At 56.8% G+C, this 20,723-nt stretch carries 17 protein-coding genes; 12 read left to right on the forward strand and 5 right to left on the reverse strand.

What is annotated here, in order from left to right:
- Positions 1-13: 13 nt before the first annotated feature.
- Positions 14-808, reverse strand: a complete 795-nt coding sequence (locus FHC48_RS20040) for a DeoR/GlpR family DNA-binding transcription regulator (RefSeq protein ID WP_021242785.1) — start codon at positions 806-808, stop codon at positions 14-16.
- 34 nt (positions 809-842) lie between these two features.
- Positions 843-1,739, reverse strand: a complete 897-nt coding sequence (locus tag FHC48_RS20045) for a sugar kinase (RefSeq protein WP_023326340.1) — start codon at positions 1,737-1,739, stop codon at positions 843-845.
- A gap of 155 nt (positions 1,740-1,894) precedes the next feature.
- Between FHC48_RS20045 and yihU the strand changes: the two genes are divergently transcribed.
- The 7 genes from yihU (at position 1,895) to ompL (ending at position 10,632) form a co-directional block, all read left to right on the forward strand.
- Positions 1,895-2,785, forward strand: coding sequence for a sulfolactaldehyde 3-reductase (yihU, locus tag FHC48_RS20050; RefSeq protein ID WP_059363881.1), 891 nt, complete (start codon positions 1,895-1,897; stop codon positions 2,783-2,785).
- 17 nt (positions 2,786-2,802) lie between these two features.
- The gene (yihT, locus tag FHC48_RS20055; RefSeq protein ID WP_008501848.1) at positions 2,803-3,678 is read left to right on the forward strand and encodes a sulfofructosephosphate aldolase; all 876 of its coding nucleotides are present in this window, start codon (positions 2,803-2,805) and stop codon (positions 3,676-3,678) included.
- Positions 3,679-3,692: 14 nt separating this feature from the next.
- Positions 3,693-4,934 carry a sulfoquinovose isomerase gene (gene yihS, locus FHC48_RS20060; RefSeq protein ID WP_021242782.1) on the forward strand — a complete coding sequence of 414 codons (1,242 nt, stop codon included), beginning with the start codon at positions 3,693-3,695 and terminating at the stop codon, positions 4,932-4,934.
- A 16-nt stretch (positions 4,935-4,950) separates the two neighbouring features.
- Positions 4,951-6,975 carry an alpha-glucosidase gene (locus FHC48_RS20065; RefSeq protein ID WP_059363877.1) on the forward strand — a complete coding sequence of 675 codons (2,025 nt, stop codon included), beginning with the start codon at positions 4,951-4,953 and terminating at the stop codon, positions 6,973-6,975.
- A gap of 45 nt (positions 6,976-7,020) precedes the next feature.
- Positions 7,021-8,403, forward strand: coding sequence for an MFS transporter (locus tag FHC48_RS20070; RefSeq protein ID WP_059363874.1), 1,383 nt, complete (start codon positions 7,021-7,023; stop codon positions 8,401-8,403).
- A 43-nt stretch (positions 8,404-8,446) separates the two neighbouring features.
- The gene (locus FHC48_RS20075; protein WP_059363872.1) at positions 8,447-9,871 is read left to right on the forward strand and encodes an MFS transporter; all 1,425 of its coding nucleotides are present in this window, start codon (positions 8,447-8,449) and stop codon (positions 9,869-9,871) included.
- Between the two features lie 74 nt (positions 9,872-9,945).
- Positions 9,946-10,632 (forward strand): porin OmpL, encoded by a 687-nt coding sequence (ompL, locus tag FHC48_RS20080; RefSeq protein WP_032637905.1) that lies wholly within the window; start codon positions 9,946-9,948, stop codon positions 10,630-10,632.
- An 80-nt stretch (positions 10,633-10,712) separates the two neighbouring features.
- Here the strand turns inward: ompL and typA are convergent, their stop codons facing one another.
- Entirely contained in the window at positions 10,713-12,536 is a 1,824-nt protein-coding gene (gene typA, locus FHC48_RS20085; RefSeq protein ID WP_008501854.1) for a ribosome-dependent GTPase TypA, read from the reverse strand.
- A gap of 376 nt (positions 12,537-12,912) precedes the next feature.
- On the opposite strand from typA, the gene glnA reads away from it, so the two are divergent.
- The 4 genes from glnA to FHC48_RS20105 all read left to right on the forward strand — a co-directional run bounded on the left by glnA (position 12,913) and on the right by FHC48_RS20105 (position 17,187).
- Positions 12,913-14,322 carry a glutamate--ammonia ligase gene (gene glnA / locus FHC48_RS20090; protein WP_008501856.1) on the forward strand — a complete coding sequence of 470 codons (1,410 nt, stop codon included), beginning with the start codon at positions 12,913-12,915 and terminating at the stop codon, positions 14,320-14,322.
- A gap of 170 nt (positions 14,323-14,492) precedes the next feature.
- On the forward strand, positions 14,493-15,542 hold the full coding sequence (gene glnL, locus FHC48_RS20095) for a nitrogen regulation protein NR(II) (RefSeq protein ID WP_008501857.1): 1,050 nt from the start codon (positions 14,493-14,495) through the stop codon (positions 15,540-15,542).
- Positions 15,543-15,553: 11 nt separating this feature from the next.
- A complete protein-coding gene (gene glnG, locus FHC48_RS20100) occupies positions 15,554-16,966 on the forward strand; it encodes a nitrogen regulation protein NR(I) (protein ID WP_008501858.1) in 1,413 nt (470 codons plus the stop codon).
- Positions 16,967-17,076: 110 nt separating this feature from the next.
- A complete protein-coding gene (locus FHC48_RS20105; RefSeq protein ID WP_059363897.1) occupies positions 17,077-17,187 on the forward strand; it encodes a YshB family small membrane protein in 111 nt (36 codons plus the stop codon).
- A gap of 100 nt (positions 17,188-17,287) precedes the next feature.
- Here FHC48_RS20105 and hemN read toward each other — a convergent pair whose 3' ends face one another.
- Complete coding sequence (hemN, locus tag FHC48_RS20110) at positions 17,288-18,661, reverse strand: oxygen-independent coproporphyrinogen III oxidase (protein WP_048962883.1); 1,374 nt, start codon at positions 18,659-18,661, stop codon at positions 17,288-17,290.
- Positions 18,662-18,849: 188 nt separating this feature from the next.
- Complete coding sequence (gene yihI, locus FHC48_RS20115) at positions 18,850-19,365, reverse strand: Der GTPase-activating protein YihI (protein WP_059362757.1); 516 nt, start codon at positions 19,363-19,365, stop codon at positions 18,850-18,852.
- 580 nt (positions 19,366-19,945) lie between these two features.
- Between yihI and yihA the strand changes: the two genes are divergently transcribed.
- On the forward strand, positions 19,946-20,575 hold the full coding sequence (gene yihA / locus FHC48_RS20120; RefSeq protein ID WP_008501861.1) for a ribosome biogenesis GTP-binding protein YihA/YsxC: 630 nt from the start codon (positions 19,946-19,948) through the stop codon (positions 20,573-20,575).
- The last annotated feature ends 148 nt before the right edge of the window (positions 20,576-20,723 follow it).

Here is a 20,723-nt window from a genome sequence, read left to right on the forward strand (position 1 = left end):
GGCTTTTTTTGCTTCAGGCAATATCATCGCTGGTACTGGCCAGGATGATTTCAACCTTACTGGATTTCAGGTGAGTTTGCAGAGCCGAGCCAGGCATCTCATCGGTGAAGAGTGCCGTGGCCTGCGCCACGTTGCCAATCTCTACCGCCGCGGATGCGGTAAATTTCGTATGATCGGCCGCGAGCAGAATGTGGCGAGCGTGGGCGATCATGGTTTTCACCACGCTGGCTTCATTGACGTCAAACTCCATCATCGCGCCGTCGTGCTCAATTGCCCCCACGCTGGTCACGAGATAATCCGCCCGAAAACCAGACACAAACGCCGTTGCCGCAGGCCCGATAATCCCGCCATTGTGCGGGCGCAGCGTGCCGCCTGGCACCATCACTTCAAAACGCGGATTCTTATACAGAATATGCGCCACCCGCAGGCTGTTGGTGATAATGCGCAGGTGGTTATGGTTGAGCAGCGCCCGGGCAACGTGCTCCACGGTCGTGCCGATGGTGATGAAAATAGTCGAGCCATCGGGAATATAGTCCGCAATGGCTTCGGCAATCGCCCGCTTCTCTTCGGTAAGCGAGACTTCACGCTGCTCGAACGCCGTGTTCACCACGCTGGATGCCCTGCCCGCCCCGCCATGATGACGCGTGATCAGCCCCTGCTCGCTGAGCTTACGGATATCACGGCGCACGGTTTGCGTGGAGACATCCAGCAGCTGCGCCAGTTCATCAATGTTCATATAGCCGCGATCGGCAATCAGCGTCAGCAGCTGATCGTGACGCGGGTTGCCGGTCAGTTCGGTAAGGCTCATGGGCTGTCCTCTGAAAACCATCACGCCCCGCATTTTATACAAAAAGTGACAAAAAAGAGCGGGTTTGATCACAGTCAGGTATACCCGCGCGCCCGCCGGGCTTCGTGCATTTCAGCGCTGCGACGGCGCTGGCAAAACGCACGGCGTCTGCGGCGGGCAATTGCTGCCCCAGGCTGACCGCCAGCGCACCGTGGAACACGTCGCCCGCCCCCGTGGTATCCACCACGTTCACCTCAAAGCCGGGCTGATGACACAATGCGCCGTTTTCCAGCCAGAAGCAGCCGTCTCGCCCCTGCGTAACATACACATGTCCATTTGTGAGCGTTTGTGCTTTTTTCAGCGCGTCTTCGGTGTCATCCCGCTGCGTTAAACGCCGCAATCCCGGCGCGGAGAAGGCCGCGTGGTCGCTTAGGGCGATCAGCTCCGCGATGTCCTGCGGGGTGACATCCGCATCAAGCAACGTCGGTACGCCCTGCTGACGGGCCAGGGTAAATGCCTGTTTTGCCCCGTCATGCCAGCGCACATCGGCTAAGACAATATCCCATTGAGAGAAGTCGATTTCATGCAGCCAGTCTGCCGCCGCAGGGAGATCGGGGCTGGGGTAGTTGGCAATCACGCGCTCTCCGCCTGCGTCCACCAGCACCGCCGATTGTGACGATCGGGCTCCCTTAACTATGCGCGTATAGCGGGTGTTCACCCCCAGGGATTCCAGCTCCGCGAGCAGCCGTCTGCCGGTATCGTCATCACCCACCCGGCCAATAAAATCCACTTCCGCGCCCAGTTTCGCCGCCGCCACTGCCGCCGTTGCCGCCGGGCCGCCGCCCACCTCCGTATAGTCTTTTGCGACATATTTCCCACCTTCTTTTGGTAAATCATCGAGATACCAGATGCGATCCAGCACGGTAATGCCGACACAAACGATGCGAGTCATGGTGATTCCTTCTGCGATTTCTGATGCCTTCATTTTAATTTCACCAAATGTTTAAAAAGTGACCCGTGTCAATTTTTTGACTATAAATTACAAATACGATCAAAAACAGACAACATAAACGCGCAAAAATTGACACGATGTGACAGGAGAAAGGCATGTCAGCAATCGCATTTATCGGTTTAGGGCAGATGGGCGCGCCAATGGCGATGAATCTGTTGAAGCAAGGCCACCAGCTTAACGTCTTTGACGTGAACCCGCAGGCGATTCAGGCGCTGGTTGAAAGCGGCGCTCGGGCGGCGGCAACGCCCGCGCAGGCAGCAACGGACGCGGAATTCGTCATCACCATGCTGCCAAACGGCGACCTGGTACGCAGCGTCCTGTTCGGCGAGCACGGCGTGTGCGAAGGGTTATCCCGCGACGCGCTGGTCATTGATATGTCCACCATTCACCCGCTGCAAACCGACGCGCTGATCCGCGACATGGCTGAGCAAGGCTTCAGCCTGATGGACGTGCCCGTCGGGCGCACCTCTGACCATGCCATCGCCGGCACGCTGCTCCTGCTGGCAGGCGGCACGGCGCAGCAGGTTGAGCGCGCCACCCCGGTCTTAATGGCGATGGGCAATGAGCTGATTAACGCCGGCGGGCCAGGCATGGGCATCCGCGTGAAGCTTATCAATAACTACATGAGCATCGCCCTGAACGCCCTTTCCGCCGAGGCCGCCGTGCTGTGCGAAGCGCTTGGCCTCTCCTTTGACGTGGCGCTCAAGGTCATGAGCGGTACGCCTGCGGGTAAAGGCCACTTCACGACATCCTGGCCGAACAAGGTGCTGAAAGGGGATCTTTCTCCCGCCTTCATGATCGACCTTGCGCATAAAGATCTGGGGATCGCCCTCGACGTGGCCAACCAGCTCCACGTTCCGATGCCGCTGGGCGCGGCTTCCCGCGAAGTTTACAACCAGGCACGCGCCGCCGGGCGCGGGCGCGAAGACTGGACGGCCATTCTTGAACAGGTTCGCGCATCTGCCGGGCTGAAAAAAACACACTGATACGAAAGGACTGAGGAATGACGATGTACACCCTGAAAGATATCACCCGACCTTCCGGCGGTTTTGCGATGCTGGCCGTGGATCAGCGCGAAGCGATGCGCCTGATGTTTGCTGCCGCAGGCGCGCCGGTGCCGGTAACCGACCAGCACCTGACCGATTTTAAGGTCAACGCGGCAAAAATTCTGTCGCCGTACGCCTCTGCCATTCTCGTCGACCAGCAGTTCTGCTATCGCCAGATTGTCGAGCAGCAGGCCGTGGCCAACAGCTGCGCGATGATTGTGGCCGCCGACGAGTTTATTCCGGGGAACGGTATTCCGGTCGACAGCGTGGCGATCGACAAGAACGTCGACGCGCAGGCGGTCAAACGCGATGGCGGCAAAGCACTGAAGCTGCTGGTGCTGTGGCGCAGCGATGAAGATCCGCAGCAGCGCCTGGAGATGGTGAAAGCGTTCAATACGCTCTGCCACGACAACGGGCTGCTGAGCATTATCGAGCCGGTGGTGCGTCCGCCACGTCGCGGTGCCGCGTTTAACCGCGAACAGGCGATTATCGACGCGGCCAAAGAGCTGGGCGACAGCGGTGCCGACCTCTACAAAGTGGAGATGCCGCTGTTTGGCAAGGGCACGCAGCAAGAGCTGCTGGCGGCCTCGCAAAAGCTTAACGAGAACATCGCCATGCCGTGGGTGATCCTCTCCTCCGGCGTGGACGATAAGCTCTTCCCGCGCGCCGTGAGCGTCGCCATGCAGGCGGGGGCATCGGGCTTTTTAGCCGGTCGCGCCGTCTGGTCCTCTGTGATTGGCCTGCCGGACACCGAGCTGATGCTGCGTGATATCTCCGTCCCCAAACTTCAGCGTCTGGGTGAGATCGTCGACGAAATGATGGCTCGCCGTTAAGAAAGGACCCGAACATGAAATGGTTTAACACCCTGAGCCATAACCGCTGGCTCGAACAAGAGACCGACCGCATTCTTGATTTCGGCAAAAATGCCGCCGTGCCGACCGGCTTTGGCTGGCTGGGCAATAACGGGCAGGTGCGCAGCGATATGGGCACGCATCTGTGGATCACCGCGCGTATGCTGCACGTTTACGCGGTGGCGGCGAACATGGGACGCCCCGGTGCATATGCGCTGGTTGAGCACGGCATTAACGCCCTGAACGGCCCGCTGCGCGACAAACAGCACGGCGGCTGGTACGCCTGCGTTAACGATGAAGGCGTGATTGATGCGTCCAAGCAGGGCTATCAGCACTTCTTCGTCCTGCTGGGCGCGGCGAGCGCCGTGACCACGGGTCACCCGCAGGCACGTAAGCTGCTGGACGATGCCATCGAGGTGATTGAGCGCTACTTCTGGAGCGAACAGGAGCAGATGTGCCTGGAGTCCTGGGATGAAGCCTTCAGCAAAACGGAAGACTATCGCGGCGGTAACGCCAACATGCACGCCGTGGAAGCCTTCCTGATCGTCTATGACGTGACCCACGACCGTAAATGGCTCGACCGCGCCCTGCGCATCGCGTCGGTAATTATTCATGACGTGGCGCGCAAAGGGGAGTATCGCGTTAACGAGCATTTCGACACCAGCTGGAACCCGATCCGCGATTACAACATCGATAACCCTGCTCACCGCTTCCGCGCCTACGGCGGCACGCCGGGACACTGGATTGAATGGGGCCGCCTGATGCTGCACCTGCGCGCCGCCCTGGAAGCGCGCTTTGAAACCCCGCCGGAATGGCTGCTGGAAGATGCGAAAGGCCTGTTCCACGCCACCATCCGCGACGCCTGGGCACCCGACGGCGCCGACGGGTTTGTCTATTCCGTGGGCTGGGACGGCAAGCCAATCGTCCGCGAACGCGTGCGCTGGCCAATCGTCGAGGCGATGGGCACGGCCTATGCCCTCTATACCGTCACCGGCGAGGCGCAGTACGAAGCCTGGTATCAGAAGTGGTGGGATTACTGCATCAAATACCTGATGGACTACGAAAACGGTTCGTGGTGGCAGGAGCTGGACACCAATAACGAAGTGACCACCAAAGTCTGGGACGGCAAGCAGGATATTTACCACCTGCTGCACTGCCTGGTGATCCCCCGCCTGCCGCTGGCCCCGGGCTTAGCCCCTGCCGTCGCCGCCGGATTACTGGATAGCCAGGCCAAATAATTAAGACGGAGTGTTTATGCGTACCCTACACAATATTGACCTGAAAAATAACGAAAGTGGCTTCACCCTGCGCTGGCAGGACCGTCTGATTTTATCCCACACCGCGGATGCCCCTTGCCTGTGGATTGGCGCAGGCGAGGCGGATATCGAGATGTTTCGCGGCAACTTCAGCATCAAAGACAAGCTCAACGAAAAGATTGCCCTGACGGACGCGACCGTCACGCAGCAAAGCGCGGGCTGGGCGATCCGCTTTACCCGCGGCGATGCGGTAAGCGCGACGCTGCTGGTGGGCGTGGATGCGGAAGGCCGTCTCGAGCTGAAGCTGAAAAATGACGCCGCCAGCCATAACCGCATCTGGCTGCGGCTGGCGGCGCAGCCAGACGATCATATTTACGGCTGCGGCGAGCAGTTCTCGTATTTCGATTTGCGCGGCAAGCCGTTCCCGCTGTGGACCAGCGAGCAGGGCGTGGGCCGCAATAAGCAAACCTACGTCACCTGGCAGGCCGACTGCAAAGAGAACGCGGGCGGCGACTACTACTGGACCTTCTTCCCGCAGCCTACCTTCGTGAGCACCCAGAAGTACTACTGCCACGTGGATAACAGCTGCTACATGAACTTTGATTTCAGCGCGCCGGATTTCCACGAGCTGGCGTTCTGGGAAGATAACGCCACGCTGCGCTTCGAATGCGCAGAAACCTACGTCGATCTGCTGGAAAAACTGACCGGCCTGCTGGGGCGTCAGCCGGAGCTGCCGGACTGGGTGTACGACGGCGTGACGCTGGGCATTCAGGGCGGCACCGAGGTGTGTCAGCAGAAGCTCGACGCCATGCGCGAGGGCGGCGTGAAGGTCAACGGCATCTGGGCGCAGGACTGGTCCGGCATTCGCATGACCTCCTTCGGCAAGCGCGTGATGTGGAACTGGAAGTGGAACAGCGCGCTCTATCCGCAGCTTGATGCGCGGATTGCGAAGTGGAAAGAGGAAGGCGTGCAGTTCCTCTCCTATATCAACCCGTACGTCGCCAGCGATAAAGATCTCTGCGAAGAGGCCGCGAAACGCGGCTATCTGACCAAAAACGCCAACGGCGAGGACTACCACGTCGAGTTCGGCGAGTTCTACGCGGGCGTTATCGACCTGACCAACCCGGCAGCCTACGACTGGTACAAAGAGGTCATTAAAAAGAACCTGATCGAACTGGGCTGCGGCGGCTGGATGGCCGATTTCGGGGAGTACCTGCCGACCGACACCTTCCTGCATAACGGCGTGAGCGCGGAGATCATGCATAACGCCTGGCCTGCCCTGTGGGCCAAATGTAACTACGAGGCGCTTCAGGAGACCGGCAAGCTCGGCGAGATCCTGTTCTTCATGCGCGCGGGCTATACCGGCAGCCAGAAGCACTCGGTGATGATGTGGGCGGGAGATCAGAACGTCGACTGGAGCCTGGACGACGGTCTGGCGTCCGTCATCCCTGCGGCGCTGTCGCTGGCGATGACCGGGCACGGCCTGCACCACAGCGACATCGGCGGCTATACGACCCTGTTCGAGATGAAGCGCAGCAAGGAGCTGCTGCTGCGCTGGTGCGACTTCAGCGCCTTTACGCCGATGATGCGTACCCATGAGGGCAACCGTCCAGGCGATAACTGGCAGTTCGACGGCGACGCGGAAACCATCGCGCACTTCGCGCGCATGACCACCGTCTTCACCACCCTGAAGCCGTACATCAAAGCCGCGGTCGCGCAGAACGCGAAAAGCGGCCTGCCGGTGATGCGCCCGCTGTTCCTGCACTATGAAGACGACGCGCGCGCCTACACGCTGAAATACCAGTACCTGTTTGGCCGCGATCTGCTGGTGGCGCCGGTTCATGAAGAGGGGCGCCGCGACTGGTCGCTCTATCTGCCGCAGGACAGCTGGGTGAATGCGTGGACCGGGGAAATCTGCCGGGGCGGTGACGTGACCGTAGATGCCCCGCTCGGCAAGCCGCCGGTCTTCTACCGCCAGCACAGCGAATGGGCAGATCTGTTTAGCACCTTACGTCATATCTGATAAGGCTCGCCCGCGGGGCAACCTGCGGGCAGACGGAGAACAATAATGAGTCAACATACTTCCGATCCGGCAACCCTACGCCTGCCGTTTAAAGAAAAACTCGCCTACGGGATGGGCGATCTCGGCTCAAACATCCTGCTGGATATCGGCACGCTTTATCTGCTGAAGTTTTACACCGACGTGCTGGGCCTGCCGGGCACCTACGGCGGAATTATCTTCCTGATTGCGAAGTTCTTTACCGCCTTCACCGATATGGGCACCGGGATCATGCTCGACTCCCGGCGCAGGATCGGCCCGAAAGGGAAATTCCGCCCGTTCGTGCTCTATGCGGCGTTCCCGGTGACCTTACTGGCGATTGCCAACTTCGTTGGCACGCCGTTTGAAATCACCGGTAAAACGGTGATGGCGACGGTGCTGTTCATGCTGTACGGCCTGTTCTTCAGCATGATGAACTGCTCCTACGGCGCGATGGTGCCCGCCATTACCAAAAACCCGGACGAGCGCGCCTCGCTGGCCGCCTGGCGCCAGGGCGGCGCTACGCTGGGCCTGCTGCTCTGTACCGTGGGTTTTGTTCCGGTGATGAACCTGATTGAAGGCAATGACCAGCTTGGCTATATCTTTGCCGCCACCCTCTTCTCGCTGTTCGGACTGTTTTTTATGTGGTGGTGCTACAAGGGGGTGACCGAACGCTACGTCGAGGCGCAGCCCGCTAATCCGGCGCAAAAACCGGGGCTGCTGCAGTCGTTTCGCGCCATCGCTGGGAACCGTCCGCTGTTTATCCTGTGCATCGCCAACCTGTGCACGCTGGGCGCCTTTAACGTCAAACTCGCCATTCAGGTCTACTACACGCAGTACGTGCTGAACGACCCGATCCTGCTGTCGTACATGGGCTTCTTCAGCATGGGCTGCATTTTTATCGGCGTCTTTATGATGCCCGGCGCGGTGCGGCGCTTCGGCAAGAAAAAGGTCTACATCAGCGGGCTGATGATTTGGGTGGCGGGCGATCTGCTCAACTACTTCTTCGGCGGCGGCTCGGTGAGCTTTGTGGCGTTCTCCTGCCTGGCGTTCTTCGGCTCCGCGTTTGTGAACAGCCTGAACTGGGCGCTGGTGTCCGATACCGTGGAGTACGGCGAGTGGCGCACCGGCGTGCGCTCAGAGGGGACGGTCTATACCGGTTTTACCTTCTTCAGGAAGGTCTCCCAGGCGCTGGCGGGCTTCTTCCCGGGGATCATGCTCACGCAGATCGGCTATGTGCCCAACGTGGTGCAATCCAGTGGCACGGTTGAAGGGCTGCGGCAGCTGATATTTATCTACCCGAGCCTGCTGGCGGTCATCACCATCGTGGCGATGGGCTGCTTCTACAACCTCAACGAGAAGATGTATGTGCGCATCGTCGAAGAGATCGAACTGCGCAAACGTACGGCATAAATGACGTGATTGAGCGCCCTGCGGGGCGCTTTGAGGATCGACCATGACACATAATACTGATCCGTTAACCCTCAAATTGAGCCTGCGAGAGAAGTGCGCCTACGGGATGGGCGATTTTGGCTCGAACCTGATGCTGTGTATTGGCACGCTGTATCTGCTGAAGTTTTACACCGATGAACTGGGCATGCCGGCGTTCTACGGCGGCATTATTTTCCTCGTCGCGAAGTTTTTCACCGCCTTTACCGACATGCTGACCGGGGTGCTGCTGGACTCCCGACGTAACATCGGCGCGCGGGGAAAATTCAGGCCGTTCATTCTTTACGCCTCCGTTCCGGTGGCGCTGGTGGCGACGGCGCAGTTTATGGCCAACGACTTTAGCCTGACGGTGAAAACGGCTCTCGCCACCGTGCTCTTCATGATGTTTGGCCTCTGCTATAGCCTGATGAACTGCGCCTACGGTGCGATGGTCCCGGCCATCACCAAAAACCCGAACGAGCGCGCGCAGCTGGCGGCGTGGCGTCAGGGCGGCGCTACGGTGGGGCTGTTGCTCTGCACCGTCGGCTTTATGCCCATTCAGGCGCTGTTCGTCCACCAGCCCTCACTCGGCTATCTGGTGGCCGCGCTGGTGTTCGTTACCGGCGGCCTGTTCTGCATGTGGTGGTGCTACAGCGGGGTGAAAGAACGCTACGTCGAGCTTACGCCCGATCACCATAAGCCCGGCATTCTGAAATCATTCTGCGCGATTTTCCGCAATCCGCCGCTGCTGGTGCTGTGCATCGCCAACCTGTGCACTCTCGCCGCGTTTAACATCAAGCTGGCGATTCAGGTCTATTACACCCAGTACGTGCTGAACGATCTGCATCTGCTGTCGTGGATGGGCTTTTTCAGCATGGGCTGCATTCTGATTGGCGTGTTTCTGGTGCCCGGCGCGGTAAAGCGCTTTGGCAAGAAACCGGTCTATCTGGGCGGGCTGGCGCTGTGGGCGGTGGGCGACGTGCTGAATTTCTTCTGGGGGACCAGCTCCCTGCTGTTCGTGCTGTTTTCCTGCATGGCCTTCTTCGGCACGGCGTTTGTGAACAGCCTGAACTGGGCGCTGGTGCCGGATACCGTCGATTACGGCGAGTGGAAAACCGGCATTCGCGCCGAAGGGTCGGTGTATACCGGCTATACCTTCTCGCGCAAAATCTCCGCCGCGCTCGCCGGTTTCCTGCCCGGCATCATGCTGACCCAGATTGGCTACGTTCCCCATGCCGTGCAGAGCGCGGGCACGCTGCTTGGGTTGCGTCAGCTGATTTTCCTCTGGCCGTGCGGCCTGGCGATTGTTGCTGCCGTGACCATGGGGCTGTTTTATAAACTCAACGAAGCGCGCTTCGCCTTTATTATCGAGGAGATTGGAAAACGGAAGAAACAAACCGCGAATACCCCTGAGATAACCGCCAACAATAAAGCGTCAGCAGTCACTTTATAACAATAAATCCGGCCACTATGTCCTTCCTGTTTATCAGGAGGGAGGCCTTTCTGTACCTGATACATGGACAAATTATGAAAAGAATCATCACTGTACTGATCGTGTCGTCTGTGTCCTGCCCGGTATTTGCCGGAGCCTATGTCGAAACGCGTGAAGCCTACAATACGGCCTCAGAGATGCACGAGGTGATCCTGCGTGCGGGCTATAACTTCGATATGGGCGCGGGACTGATGTTCACCAACGCCTATAACGTGGGTAAATGGGATGAACTTAAGCACAGCTATAACGAAATCGAGGGGTGGTATCCGCTCTTTAAGCCGACCGATAAACTCACCTTCCAGCCCGGCGGGTTGATTAACGACAGCAGCGCCGGTTCGGGTGGCGCGGTGTATTTAGATACCAACTACAAATTTACAGACTGGTTTAATCTGACGTTCCGCTATCGCTATAACCATAACAACTACGATACGCCGGACTATAACGGGCAGATGGATAAAAACGACACGCACGAATTTGCCAACTACTGGAATTTCAAAGTAACGGATGCATTTTTCTACACCTTTGAACCGCACTTTTTCCAGCGGGTGAATGACTACCACAGCAAAAATGGCAAAGACCATCACTGGGAAATTACCAATAAGTTTAGCTATAAGATCGACAGAAACTGGCTGCCGTACCTCGAACTGCAGTGGCTGGACAGATGGAATGATTACAACCGGGAGCAGTACCGGATCCGTTTAGGGCTACGGTATTCGTTCTAATAAAAAAAGCCGCTGATCGCTCAGCGGCTTTTTCGTTGCCGGGTGGCGCATGCGCATACCCGGCCTACGGCATAACCGAATTACTCTTCTTTCGCACCGCGCATAGCACGTTTACGATCGTTCTCGGTCAGGTGACGTTTACGGATACGGATAGACAGCGGAGTCACTTCTACCAGTTCGTCGTCATCGATGAATTCCAGAGCCTGCTCCAGGGTCATCTTGATCGGCGGAACCAGAACCGTTGCTTCGTCAGTACCGGACGCACGCATGTTGGTCAGTTTCTTACCGGTCAGGCAGTTTACGGTCAGGTCGTTAGAACGGCTGTGAATACCGATGATCTGGCCTTCGTAAACTTCTGCACCGTGACCCAGGAACAGCTTACCGCGATCCTGCAGGCCGAACAGCGCAAACGCAACCGCTTTACCCTGACCGTTGGAGATCAGTACGCCGTTGTTACGCTGGCCCACTTCGCCCGGACGCACGTCGTCGTAGTGGCTGAAGGTGGAGTACAGCAGACCGGTACCAGAGGTCATGGTCATGAACTCAGAACGGAAGCCGATCAGGCCACGGCTTGGGATCACGTAGTCGAGACGTACGCGGCCTTTGCCGTCTGGATTCATGTTTTTCAGGTCGCCTTTACGCTCGCCCAGCGCCTGCATCACAGAACCCTGGTGCTGCTCTTCAACGTCCAGCGTCACGTTTTCGAACGGCTCTTGTTTACGGCCGTCGATTTCGCGGAAGATAACTTTCGGACGGGAAACCGCCATCTCGAAACCTTCACGACGCATGTTTTCGATCAGAACAGACAGGTGCAGCTCACCACGACCAGAAACGCGGAAGGCATCAGCGTCTTCGGTTTCTTCAACGCGCAGCGCAACGTTGTGCACCAGCTCTTTGTTCAGGCGGTCAAGGATCTGACGAGAGGTAACGAACTTACCTTCTTTACCACAGAACGGAGAGGTGTTGACGTTGAAGAACATGGTAACGGTTGGTTCATCAACAGACAGGGCTGGCAGCGCTTCCACGTTCTGCGGGTCGCAGATGGTGTCAGAGATGTTCAGCTCGCCCAGACCGGTGATCGCGATGATGTCGCCCGCTTCAGCCAGATCGCTGTCGATACGCTCCAGACCCAGGTGAGTCAGCACTTTGCCCACTTTACCGTTGCGGGTTTTGCCTTCGCTATCGATGATAGTAACCTGCTGGTTTGGCTTCACTTTACCGCGTTTGATACGACCGATACCGATGACGCCAACGTAGTTGTTGTAGTCCAGCTGGGAGATCTGCATCTGCAGTGGACCATCCAGATCAACATCCGGTGCCGGTACGTGATCGACAATCGCCTGATACAGCGGGGTCATGTCTTCCGCCATATCTTCGTGGTCCAGACCCGCGATACCATTCAGCGCCGAAGCGTAAATGATAGGGAAGTCCAGCTGTTCGTCGGTCGCGTCGAGGTTAACGAACAGGTCGAATACCTGATCAACAACCCAGTCAGGACGTGCGCCAGGACGGTCAACCTTGTTGATAACAACAATTGGTTTCAGGCCATGGGCAAATGCTTTTTTGGTCACGAAGCGCGTTTGCGGCATTGGGCCGTCAAATGCGTCAACCACCAGCAGCACGGAATCCACCATGGACATCACGCGCTCAACTTCACCACCGAAGTCGGCGTGCCCTGGGGTATCAACGATGTTGATACGGTAGTCATTCCATTTAATAGCGGTGTTTTTCGCGAGGATAGTAATCCCACGCTCTTTCTCCAAATCGTTGGAGTCCATCACACGCTCTTGAGTTTCGGCACGTGCATCAAACGTACCGGATTGCTGCAGCAGCTTATCAACCAGGGTAGTTTTACCATGGTCAACGTGCGCGATGATGGCGATGTTACGCAAATTTTCGATCACAACTTTGCCTCAGGCATTAGAAATAGCGCGTTATTGTACACGGATTAATCGCACTACAAAACAGGATCACAAACATCCTCCGCAAACAAGTATCGCAGAGATGCTTTGTGATCGCTTTCACGGAGCGAAAAAGGGCACTTTAACGAAAATTGCACCAATATGGTGCTCGGTGTTCACACTGAAGCACTATACTGGTGCAACATTACCATTGTGGTGCAGCCCTTTTGCACTATGGTGCGCATGATAACGCCTTTTTGGGGTGTTTTAAAAGTTGGCACAGATTTCGCTTTATAAAAATTACATGGCAACAGCCAGTACAAACAGAAACTGAAGACCTCGTTACCACGACGACAATGACCAATCTGGAGAGTTAAGTATGTCCGCTGAACACGTTTTGACGATGCTGAACGAACATGAAGTGAAGTTTGTTGATCTCCGCTTCACCGACACCAAAGGTAAAGAACAGCACGTCACAATCCCTGCTCATCAGGTGAACGCCGAATTCTTTGAAGAAGGCAAAATGTTTGACGGCTCCTCCATTGGTGGCTGGAAAGGCATTAACGAATCCGACATGGTTCTGATGCCAGATGCAACCACTGCGGTCATTGATCCGTTCTTCGAAGAACCTACCCTGATCATCCGTTGCGACATCCTCGAGCCAGGCACGCTGCAGGGCTACGACCGCGACCCACGTTCTATCGCGAAACGCGCTGAAGAGTACCTGCGTTCTACCGGCATCGCGGACACCGTTCTGTTCGGGCCAGAGCCAGAGTTCTTCCTGTTCGATGACATCCGTTTTGGTGCCTCTATCTCTGGCTCCCACGTGGCTATCGACGACATCGAAGGCGCATGGAACTCCTCCACCAAATACGAAGGCGGTAACAAAGGTCACCGTCCAGGCGTGAAAGGCGGTTACTTCCCGGTTCCTCCGGTCGACTCTGCACAGGACATTCGTTCCACCATGTGTCTGGTGATGGAAGAGATGGGCCTGGTTGTTGAAGCGCACCACCACGAAGTGGCGACTGCGGGTCAGAACGAAGTGGCTACCCGCTTCAACACCATGACCAAAAAAGCGGACGAAATTCAGATCTACAAATACGTTGTGCACAACGTTGCGCACCGTTTCGGTAAAACTGCGACCTTCATGCCAAAACCAATGTTTGGCGACAACGGTTCCGGTATGCACTGCCACATGTCTCTGTCCAAGAACGGTACCAACCTGTTCTCTGGTGACAAATATGCCGGTCTGTCCGAGCAGGCGCTGTACTACATTGGCGGCGTAATCAAACACGCTAAAGCGATCAACGCCCTGGCGAACCCAACCACCAACTCCTATAAGCGTCTGGTCCCGGGCTACGAAGCGCCAGTGATGCTGGCCTACTCTGCGCGTAACCGTTCTGCTTCTATCCGTATCCCGGTGGTGGCGTCTCCTAAAGCGCGTCGTATCGAAGTTCGCTTCCCGGATCCAGCGGCTAACCCATACCTGTGCTTCGCAGCACTGCTGATGGCCGGTCTGGACGGTATCAAGAACAAGATCCACCCAGGCGAAGCGATGGACAAAAACCTGTACGACCTGCCGCCAGAAGAAGCGAAAGAGATCCCACAGGTTGCTGGCTCTCTGGAAGAAGCCCTGCAGGCGCTGGACGCAGACCGTGAGTTCCTGACCGCAGGTGGCGTATTCACTGACGACGCTATCGATGCCTACATCGCCCTGCGTACTGAAGAGAACGACCGCGTGCGCATGACTCCGCATCCGGTTGAGTTCGAACTGTACTACAGCGTTTAATTAAGTTGTTTTACCCGGCGTGACAAGCGCCGGGAGTAGTTGCCGTGGAAACTTTTAGCCCATCTCCGGATGGGCTTTTTTCTCCACCAACAACCTGATCTCACGCGCTTTTGACGCCGAAAACGCTATACTGCACTAAATTAGTGCAAACGACTCCAGGAGACTGCTGAATGGCAACTGGCACGCTGCCCGATGCTGGGCAGATCCTCAATTCTTTGATTAACAGCATTTTGCTGGTGGATGACGAGCTGGCCGTTCATTACGCCAACCCGGCGGCACAGCAGCTGCTCGCCCAAAGCGCACGCAAACTGTTCGGCACCCCGCTTCCGGAACTTCTGAGCTATTTTTCGCTGAATATTGGCCTGATGCAGGAAAGTTTACAGGCGGGCCAGGGTTTCACCGATAACGAAGTGACGCTGGTGATCGACGGGCGCTCGCACATTCTGTCGCTGACCGCACAACGTCTTCCCGAAGGCTTGATCCTGCTGGAAATGGCGCCGATGGATAATCAGCGTCGCCTGAGCCAGGAGCAGCTTCAGCATGCGCAGCAAATTGCCGCCCGAGACCTGGTGCGCGGCCTGGCGCATGAAATCAAAAACCCGTTGGGTGGGTTACGCGGCGCGGCGCAGCTTCTGACCAAGGCGCTGCCCGACCCTGCGCTGGCGGAGTATACCAACGTCATCATCGAGCAGGCGGACCGCCTGCGGAATCTGGTTGACCGTCTTCTCGGGCCACAGCAGCCGGGAATGCACGTCACAGAAAGCATCCATAAAGTGGCCGAGCGGGTGGTGAAGCTCGTCTCGATGGAGCTGCCAGAGAACGTCACGCTGGTGCGTGATTACGACCCAAGCCTGCCGGAACTGGCCCATGACCCGGATCAGATTGAGCAGGTCCTGTTGAACATTGTGCGCAATGCCCTGCAGGCGCTGGGACCGGAAGGGGGCGAGATTATTTTACGCACCCGTACCGCCTTCCAGCTCACGTTACACGGCGTGCGCTATCGGCTTGCGGCCCGTATCGACGTCGAGGATAACGGCCCCGGTATTCCATCGCATCTTCAGGACACCCTGTTCTACCCGATGGTCAGCGGCCGTGAAGGCGGTACCGGCCTGGGCTTATCCATTGCCCGCAGTTTGATCGACCAACACTCTGGAAAAATTGAATTTACCAGTTGGCCGGGACATACCGAGTTTTCGGTTTTCCTGCCGATTAAAAAATAAAGGTGACGTTTATGCAACGAGGGATAGTCTGGGTAGTCGATGACGATAGCTCCATCCGTTGGGTGCTTGAACGCGCGCTCACAGGGGCAGGATTAAGCTGCACGACGTTTGAGAGCGGCAGCGAAGTGCTCGACGCACTCACCACTAAAACGCCCGATGTTCTGCTGTCGGATATCCGTATGCCGGGCATGGACGGGCTGGCGCTGTTAAAGCAGATCAAACAACGCCACCCTATGCTTCCGGTCATCATAATGACGGCTCATTCCGATCTGGATGCCGCGGTGAGCGCTTACCAGCAAGGGGCATTCGATTATCTGCCCAAACCGTTTGATATCGACGAAGCGGTGGCGCTGGTTGAGCGCGCGATTAGCCATTACCAGGAGCAGCAACAGCCGCGCCACGCGCCCGATTTTGGGCCAACCACCGACATCATCGGCGAAGCGCCGGCGATGCAGGACGTGTTTCGCATTATTGGCCGTCTGTCCCGCTCGTCCATCAGCGTCTTAATTAACGGCGAATCGGGCACCGGTAAAGAGCTTGTGGCGCATGCGCTGCATCGCCACAGCCCGCGGGCAAAAGCGCCGTTTATCGCCCTGAATATGGCGGCGATCCCGAAGGACTTGATTGAATCCGAACTGTTCGGCCACGAAAAAGGGGCGTTTACTGGCGCAAATACCATTCGCCAGGGGCGCTTCGAACAGGCTGACGGCGGCACGCTGTTCCTGGATGAGATCGGCGATATGCCGCTGGACGTTCAGACCCGTCTGCTGCGCGTGCTGGCCGACGGGCAGTTTTATCGCGTGGGCGGTTATGCGCCGGTGAAGGTGGACGTGCGCATCATCGCCGCAACCCACCAGAACCTGGAGCAGCGCGTGCAGGAAGGCAAATTCCGGGAGGATTTATTCCATCGTCTGAACGTCATTCGCGTTCATCTGCCGCCGCTGCGTGAACGCCGGGAAGATATTCCCCGCCTGGCGCGTCATTTCCTGCAGGTGGCTGCCCGCGAGCTGGGTGTGGAAGCTAAGCAGCTTCATCCCGAAACCGATGCCGCTCTGACGCGTCTGGCGTGGCCAGGCAACGTGCGTCAGCTGGAAAACACCTGCCGCTGGTTAACCGTGATGGCTGCCGGTCAGGAAGTGCTGATTCAGGATTTACCGGCCGAGCTGTTTGAGGCGACCGCGCCGGAAAGCAGTAGCGGACACGCGCTGCCGGACAGCTGGGCGACGCTGCTGGCGCAGTGGGCTGACCGCGCGCTGCGTTCCGGTCATCAAAACCTGCTGTCAGAGGCTCAGCCTGAGATGGAGCGTACGCTGTTGACCACCGCGCTTCGTCATACCCAGGGTCATAAGCAGGAAGCCGCTCGCCTGTTAGGATGGGGACGCAATACCCTGACGCGCAAGCTGAAAGAGCTGGGAATGGAGTAATATCCGCGCTTGTGTAAAGGTTATTAATTGAGCGCAAATTGCCGTTATTTTGCGCTTTACTGTTCCGATGAGTTTTGTATGATCGTGCCCGGAAATTGGGGGTGAACATCATGCTGGAAACATTCGTGAATATGCTCTCTAGCGGAGCCGCTGAAGGCCACACGCCACAAACCGCCGTTGCGGCGGTGCTGTGTGCGGCGCTGGTTGGGCTGTTTAGCTAGCGAGTTGGCGATGAAAAGCCGGGTGGCGCTTCGCTTACCCGGCCTACATTTCGCACTTTTGTAGGCCGGGTAAGGCGAAGCCGCCACCCGGCATTGCAGTTTAAATCACCCGCGAGAACTGCTGCATACGCGCTTTCTGACGCAGATACGCGTCGAAGCACATGCAGATATTGCGGATCAACAGACGCCCTTTCGGCGTGACCTCAATCGCGCTCTCCGACACATCCACCAGCCCGTCTTTCGCCAGCGGCGCCAGCAGCTTCAGGTCTTCCGCGAAATAATCGCTGAAGTTCAGCGCCCACTGCGCTTCCACGTCCCTGAAATCGAGACGGAAGTTGCAGATAAGCGCCTTAATCACATCGCGACGGATGCAGTCGTCACGGGTTAATGCGATGCCGCGCCACAGCGCGTTGCCGGTCTCATCCACCTGCTGGTAATACAGCTTTAGCTCTTTCTGGTTCTGCGCGTAGCAGTCGCCAATCATGCTGATGGCGGAGACGCCCATGCCGAGCAGATCGGTATCGCCCTGGGTCGTGTAGCCCTGGAAGTTGCGGTGCAGTACCCCTTCGCGCTGAGCAACGGCCAGCTCGTCATCAGGACGGGCAAAGTGATCCATGCCGATAAACTGATAGCCGGTGTCGGTCAGCGAGGTGATGGTTTCCTGCAGGATATCCAGCTTCTGCTGGGCAGAAGGCAGATCGGCATCTTTGATTTTGCGCTGGGCGGCAAAGAGCGTCGGCAGATGCGCGTAGTTAAAGACGCTCAGGCGGTCCGGACTAAGTTCAGCCACGCGCTTCAGCGTAAAGGCGAAGCTTTCCGGCGTCTGCTTTGGCAGACCGTAAATCAGGTCAATATTGGTCGACGTAAAACCGATGTCACGCGCATGGTTGAGTAAGGCAAAAATAAAGTCTTCGTCCTGCTCGCGGTTCACCAGACGCTGAACCTCTTTATTGAAGTCCTGCACGCCCATGCTCAGGCGGTTGAAGCCTTCTGCGCGTAAGTGATCCAGCACATCCAGCTCAATTTCGCGCGGATCGACTTCGATCGAGATTTCAGCATCGTCGTTAAAACTGAAATTGCCGCGCAGCAGGGTCATCAGGCGGCTTATTTGCGCTTTGTTCAGATAGGTTGGCGTACCGCCGCCCCAGTGAAGCTGGCTGACGTGACGGCCTTTAAACAGCGGCGCGCGATGCACAATTTCCTGTTCGAGCGCGTCAAGATACTGGTCGGCTTTATGCTGCTGGCGGGTCACGATTTTATTGCAGCCGCAGAAGTAGCAAAGCTTGTGGCAGAACGGAATATGGACGTAGAGCGACAGCGGACGCTCAGGATAGCGCGCGACAGCCTGCTGAAAATCCTCCTCGCCGAAGGCATCGGAGAACTCCAGCGCGGTGGGGTATGACGTATAACGCGGCCCGGAATAGTTATATTTCTGGATTAGGGCCAAATCCCAGTCGATAGTTGGTGCTGACATGCTCACTCCTTCCGTTGGTGTCGCGTTCGTATACGGCGGCCCGTTCTGACCCCATTGCGGGCCATCATTCGGGTGCGCAGCCACTTCTGTCGCCGCGACAACCGCCGTAGTTTAACGAATAACCACACCAGATAACATATAACCGGAAGGGTTATAAGCAGGACTATCGAGCCTGCCGGGTGCAAATGTTAGTTTCCACCCTTCAGAAGACGCATCATATCTTCCTTCTTTTCGTCTTCTTCTTCGTCGTCTTCGTCATCGTAAGACAGACCCAGCTTCTGCATCAGCTCGTCGATGCGATCCAGTTTGGCATCCACCCATGACTGCTCTTCGGCGGTCAGGGTTTCACCCTCTTCAAGACGTTCCAGCAGCGCGTCCAGGCGCTCATCGTTCTCCAGCAAATCCAGCTCAGCCTGCGGTGAAAGCATAGGTTTCTCGCTCTTTGGTTTGTGCTGCTTAGTGACCGGGGTGTCTGTCACGCCCAGTGGAATGGGAGTTTTACTGCCGATACGAGGATCTTTCTGCTGCTTGCTTTTTGCAGAAGCGCCCGCTGCACCACCACCGTTGGCACGGCTACCCGCAGCATGACCGCGATGTTTCTTGTCGCGTTTGCGGTCGCGCGCTTCCTGGTTCAGTTCTTCGCGCGTTTTGCGGCGTGCTTTTGCAGGGCGTTTCGCGCCCGCAGCGGAGGTTGGTTTTTTCATGATGTTTTATCTTTAAGTCGTTTTCTTCAGTATAGAATTGCGGCGAAATCTAGCAGAAAGCAAGCAAAGAAAAAAGGCGACAGAGCAATCTGTCGCCTTTTTTCCTGACTCACAACCCTTAACGGGTCAGACATTCCATGTTTGCCAACAACAAACCCTGTTTATCCCTTGGCTAATACCGTCCGTGATACGGTTCCATTTCCTGTTAAAACGCCTCCAGGCGCTGGTCGTCCTGACAATCCTGCGTCTTCGCCTCCTGGCGCTCCTGACCCTTATCCTTAAGTCATTATCCTGTTGGCTTCCTCGCCTTGCCGCATACTTTACCGTGTTCGCTTAAACTAACAAGCAACGAAACGGTACAAAAACGGATTTTCAGATAATTACCTGGAAATAAGATGATGATTTAAAACAGTTTGCCTTTTTCTTGCTCCTGCGATTTCTCTGAAATCTCCCATAGTACGTATAGCCAATCTCTCACAGCGGCCAGGGCTTAAGCCTACAGGCTGAGTGCAATGAAAAAAGTCTTTTGCCCGCATTCAGGTATAATCCCCCTCAGATTACGATTTTTGGAGACGACCACGTGACTACCTGGAACTACCAACAGACGCATTTTGTCACCAGTGCGCCCGATATTCGCCACCTCCCCTCTGATACCGGTATTGAAGTGGCCTTTGCTGGCCGCTCTAATGCGGGGAAATCCAGCGCCCTGAATACGCTGACCAATCAGAAGAACCTGGCGCGTACCTCAAAAACACCTGGCCGTACCCAGCTGATCAACCTGTTTGAAGTCGCAGAGGGCAAACGCCTGGTCGACTTACCGGGGTACGGTTATGCGCAGGTACCCGAAGAGATGAAAATCAAATGGCAGCGTGCGCTGGGTGAATACCTCGAAAAACGCATGTGCCTGAAAGGTCTGGTGGTATTGATGGATATTCGCCACCCGCTGAAAGATCTCGATCAGCAGATGATCGACTGGGCGGTGGCAAGCGATATCGCCGTGCTGGTGCTGCTGACGAAAGCCGATAAGCTGGCAAGCGGCGCGCGTAAAGCGCAGGTGAATATGGTTCGTGAAGCGGTGCTGGCGTTCAACGGCGATGTGCAGGTTGAGCCGTTCTCCTCGCTGAAAAAGCAGGGCGTGGACAAGCTGCGTCAGAAGCTCGACACCTGGTTTAGCGAGCTGGAACCCGCGACGGAAGCGGAAGAAGAGTAATACCGAGCGCGGCAATGGCCGCGCTTTTTTTGCCTGAACATTTCTTTGCCGCAATAAAAAACGCCCCAGTCATTACTGACTGGGGCGGCTAAAATATTCAGCCAAATCCGATTACGTGAAGTAAAAGGTCTGAAAGATAGAACATCTT

Source organism: Enterobacter sp. EC_50 (genome assembly GCF_019584525.1).
Classification (GTDB): domain Bacteria; phylum Pseudomonadota; class Gammaproteobacteria; order Enterobacterales; family Enterobacteriaceae; genus Enterobacter; species Enterobacter roggenkampii.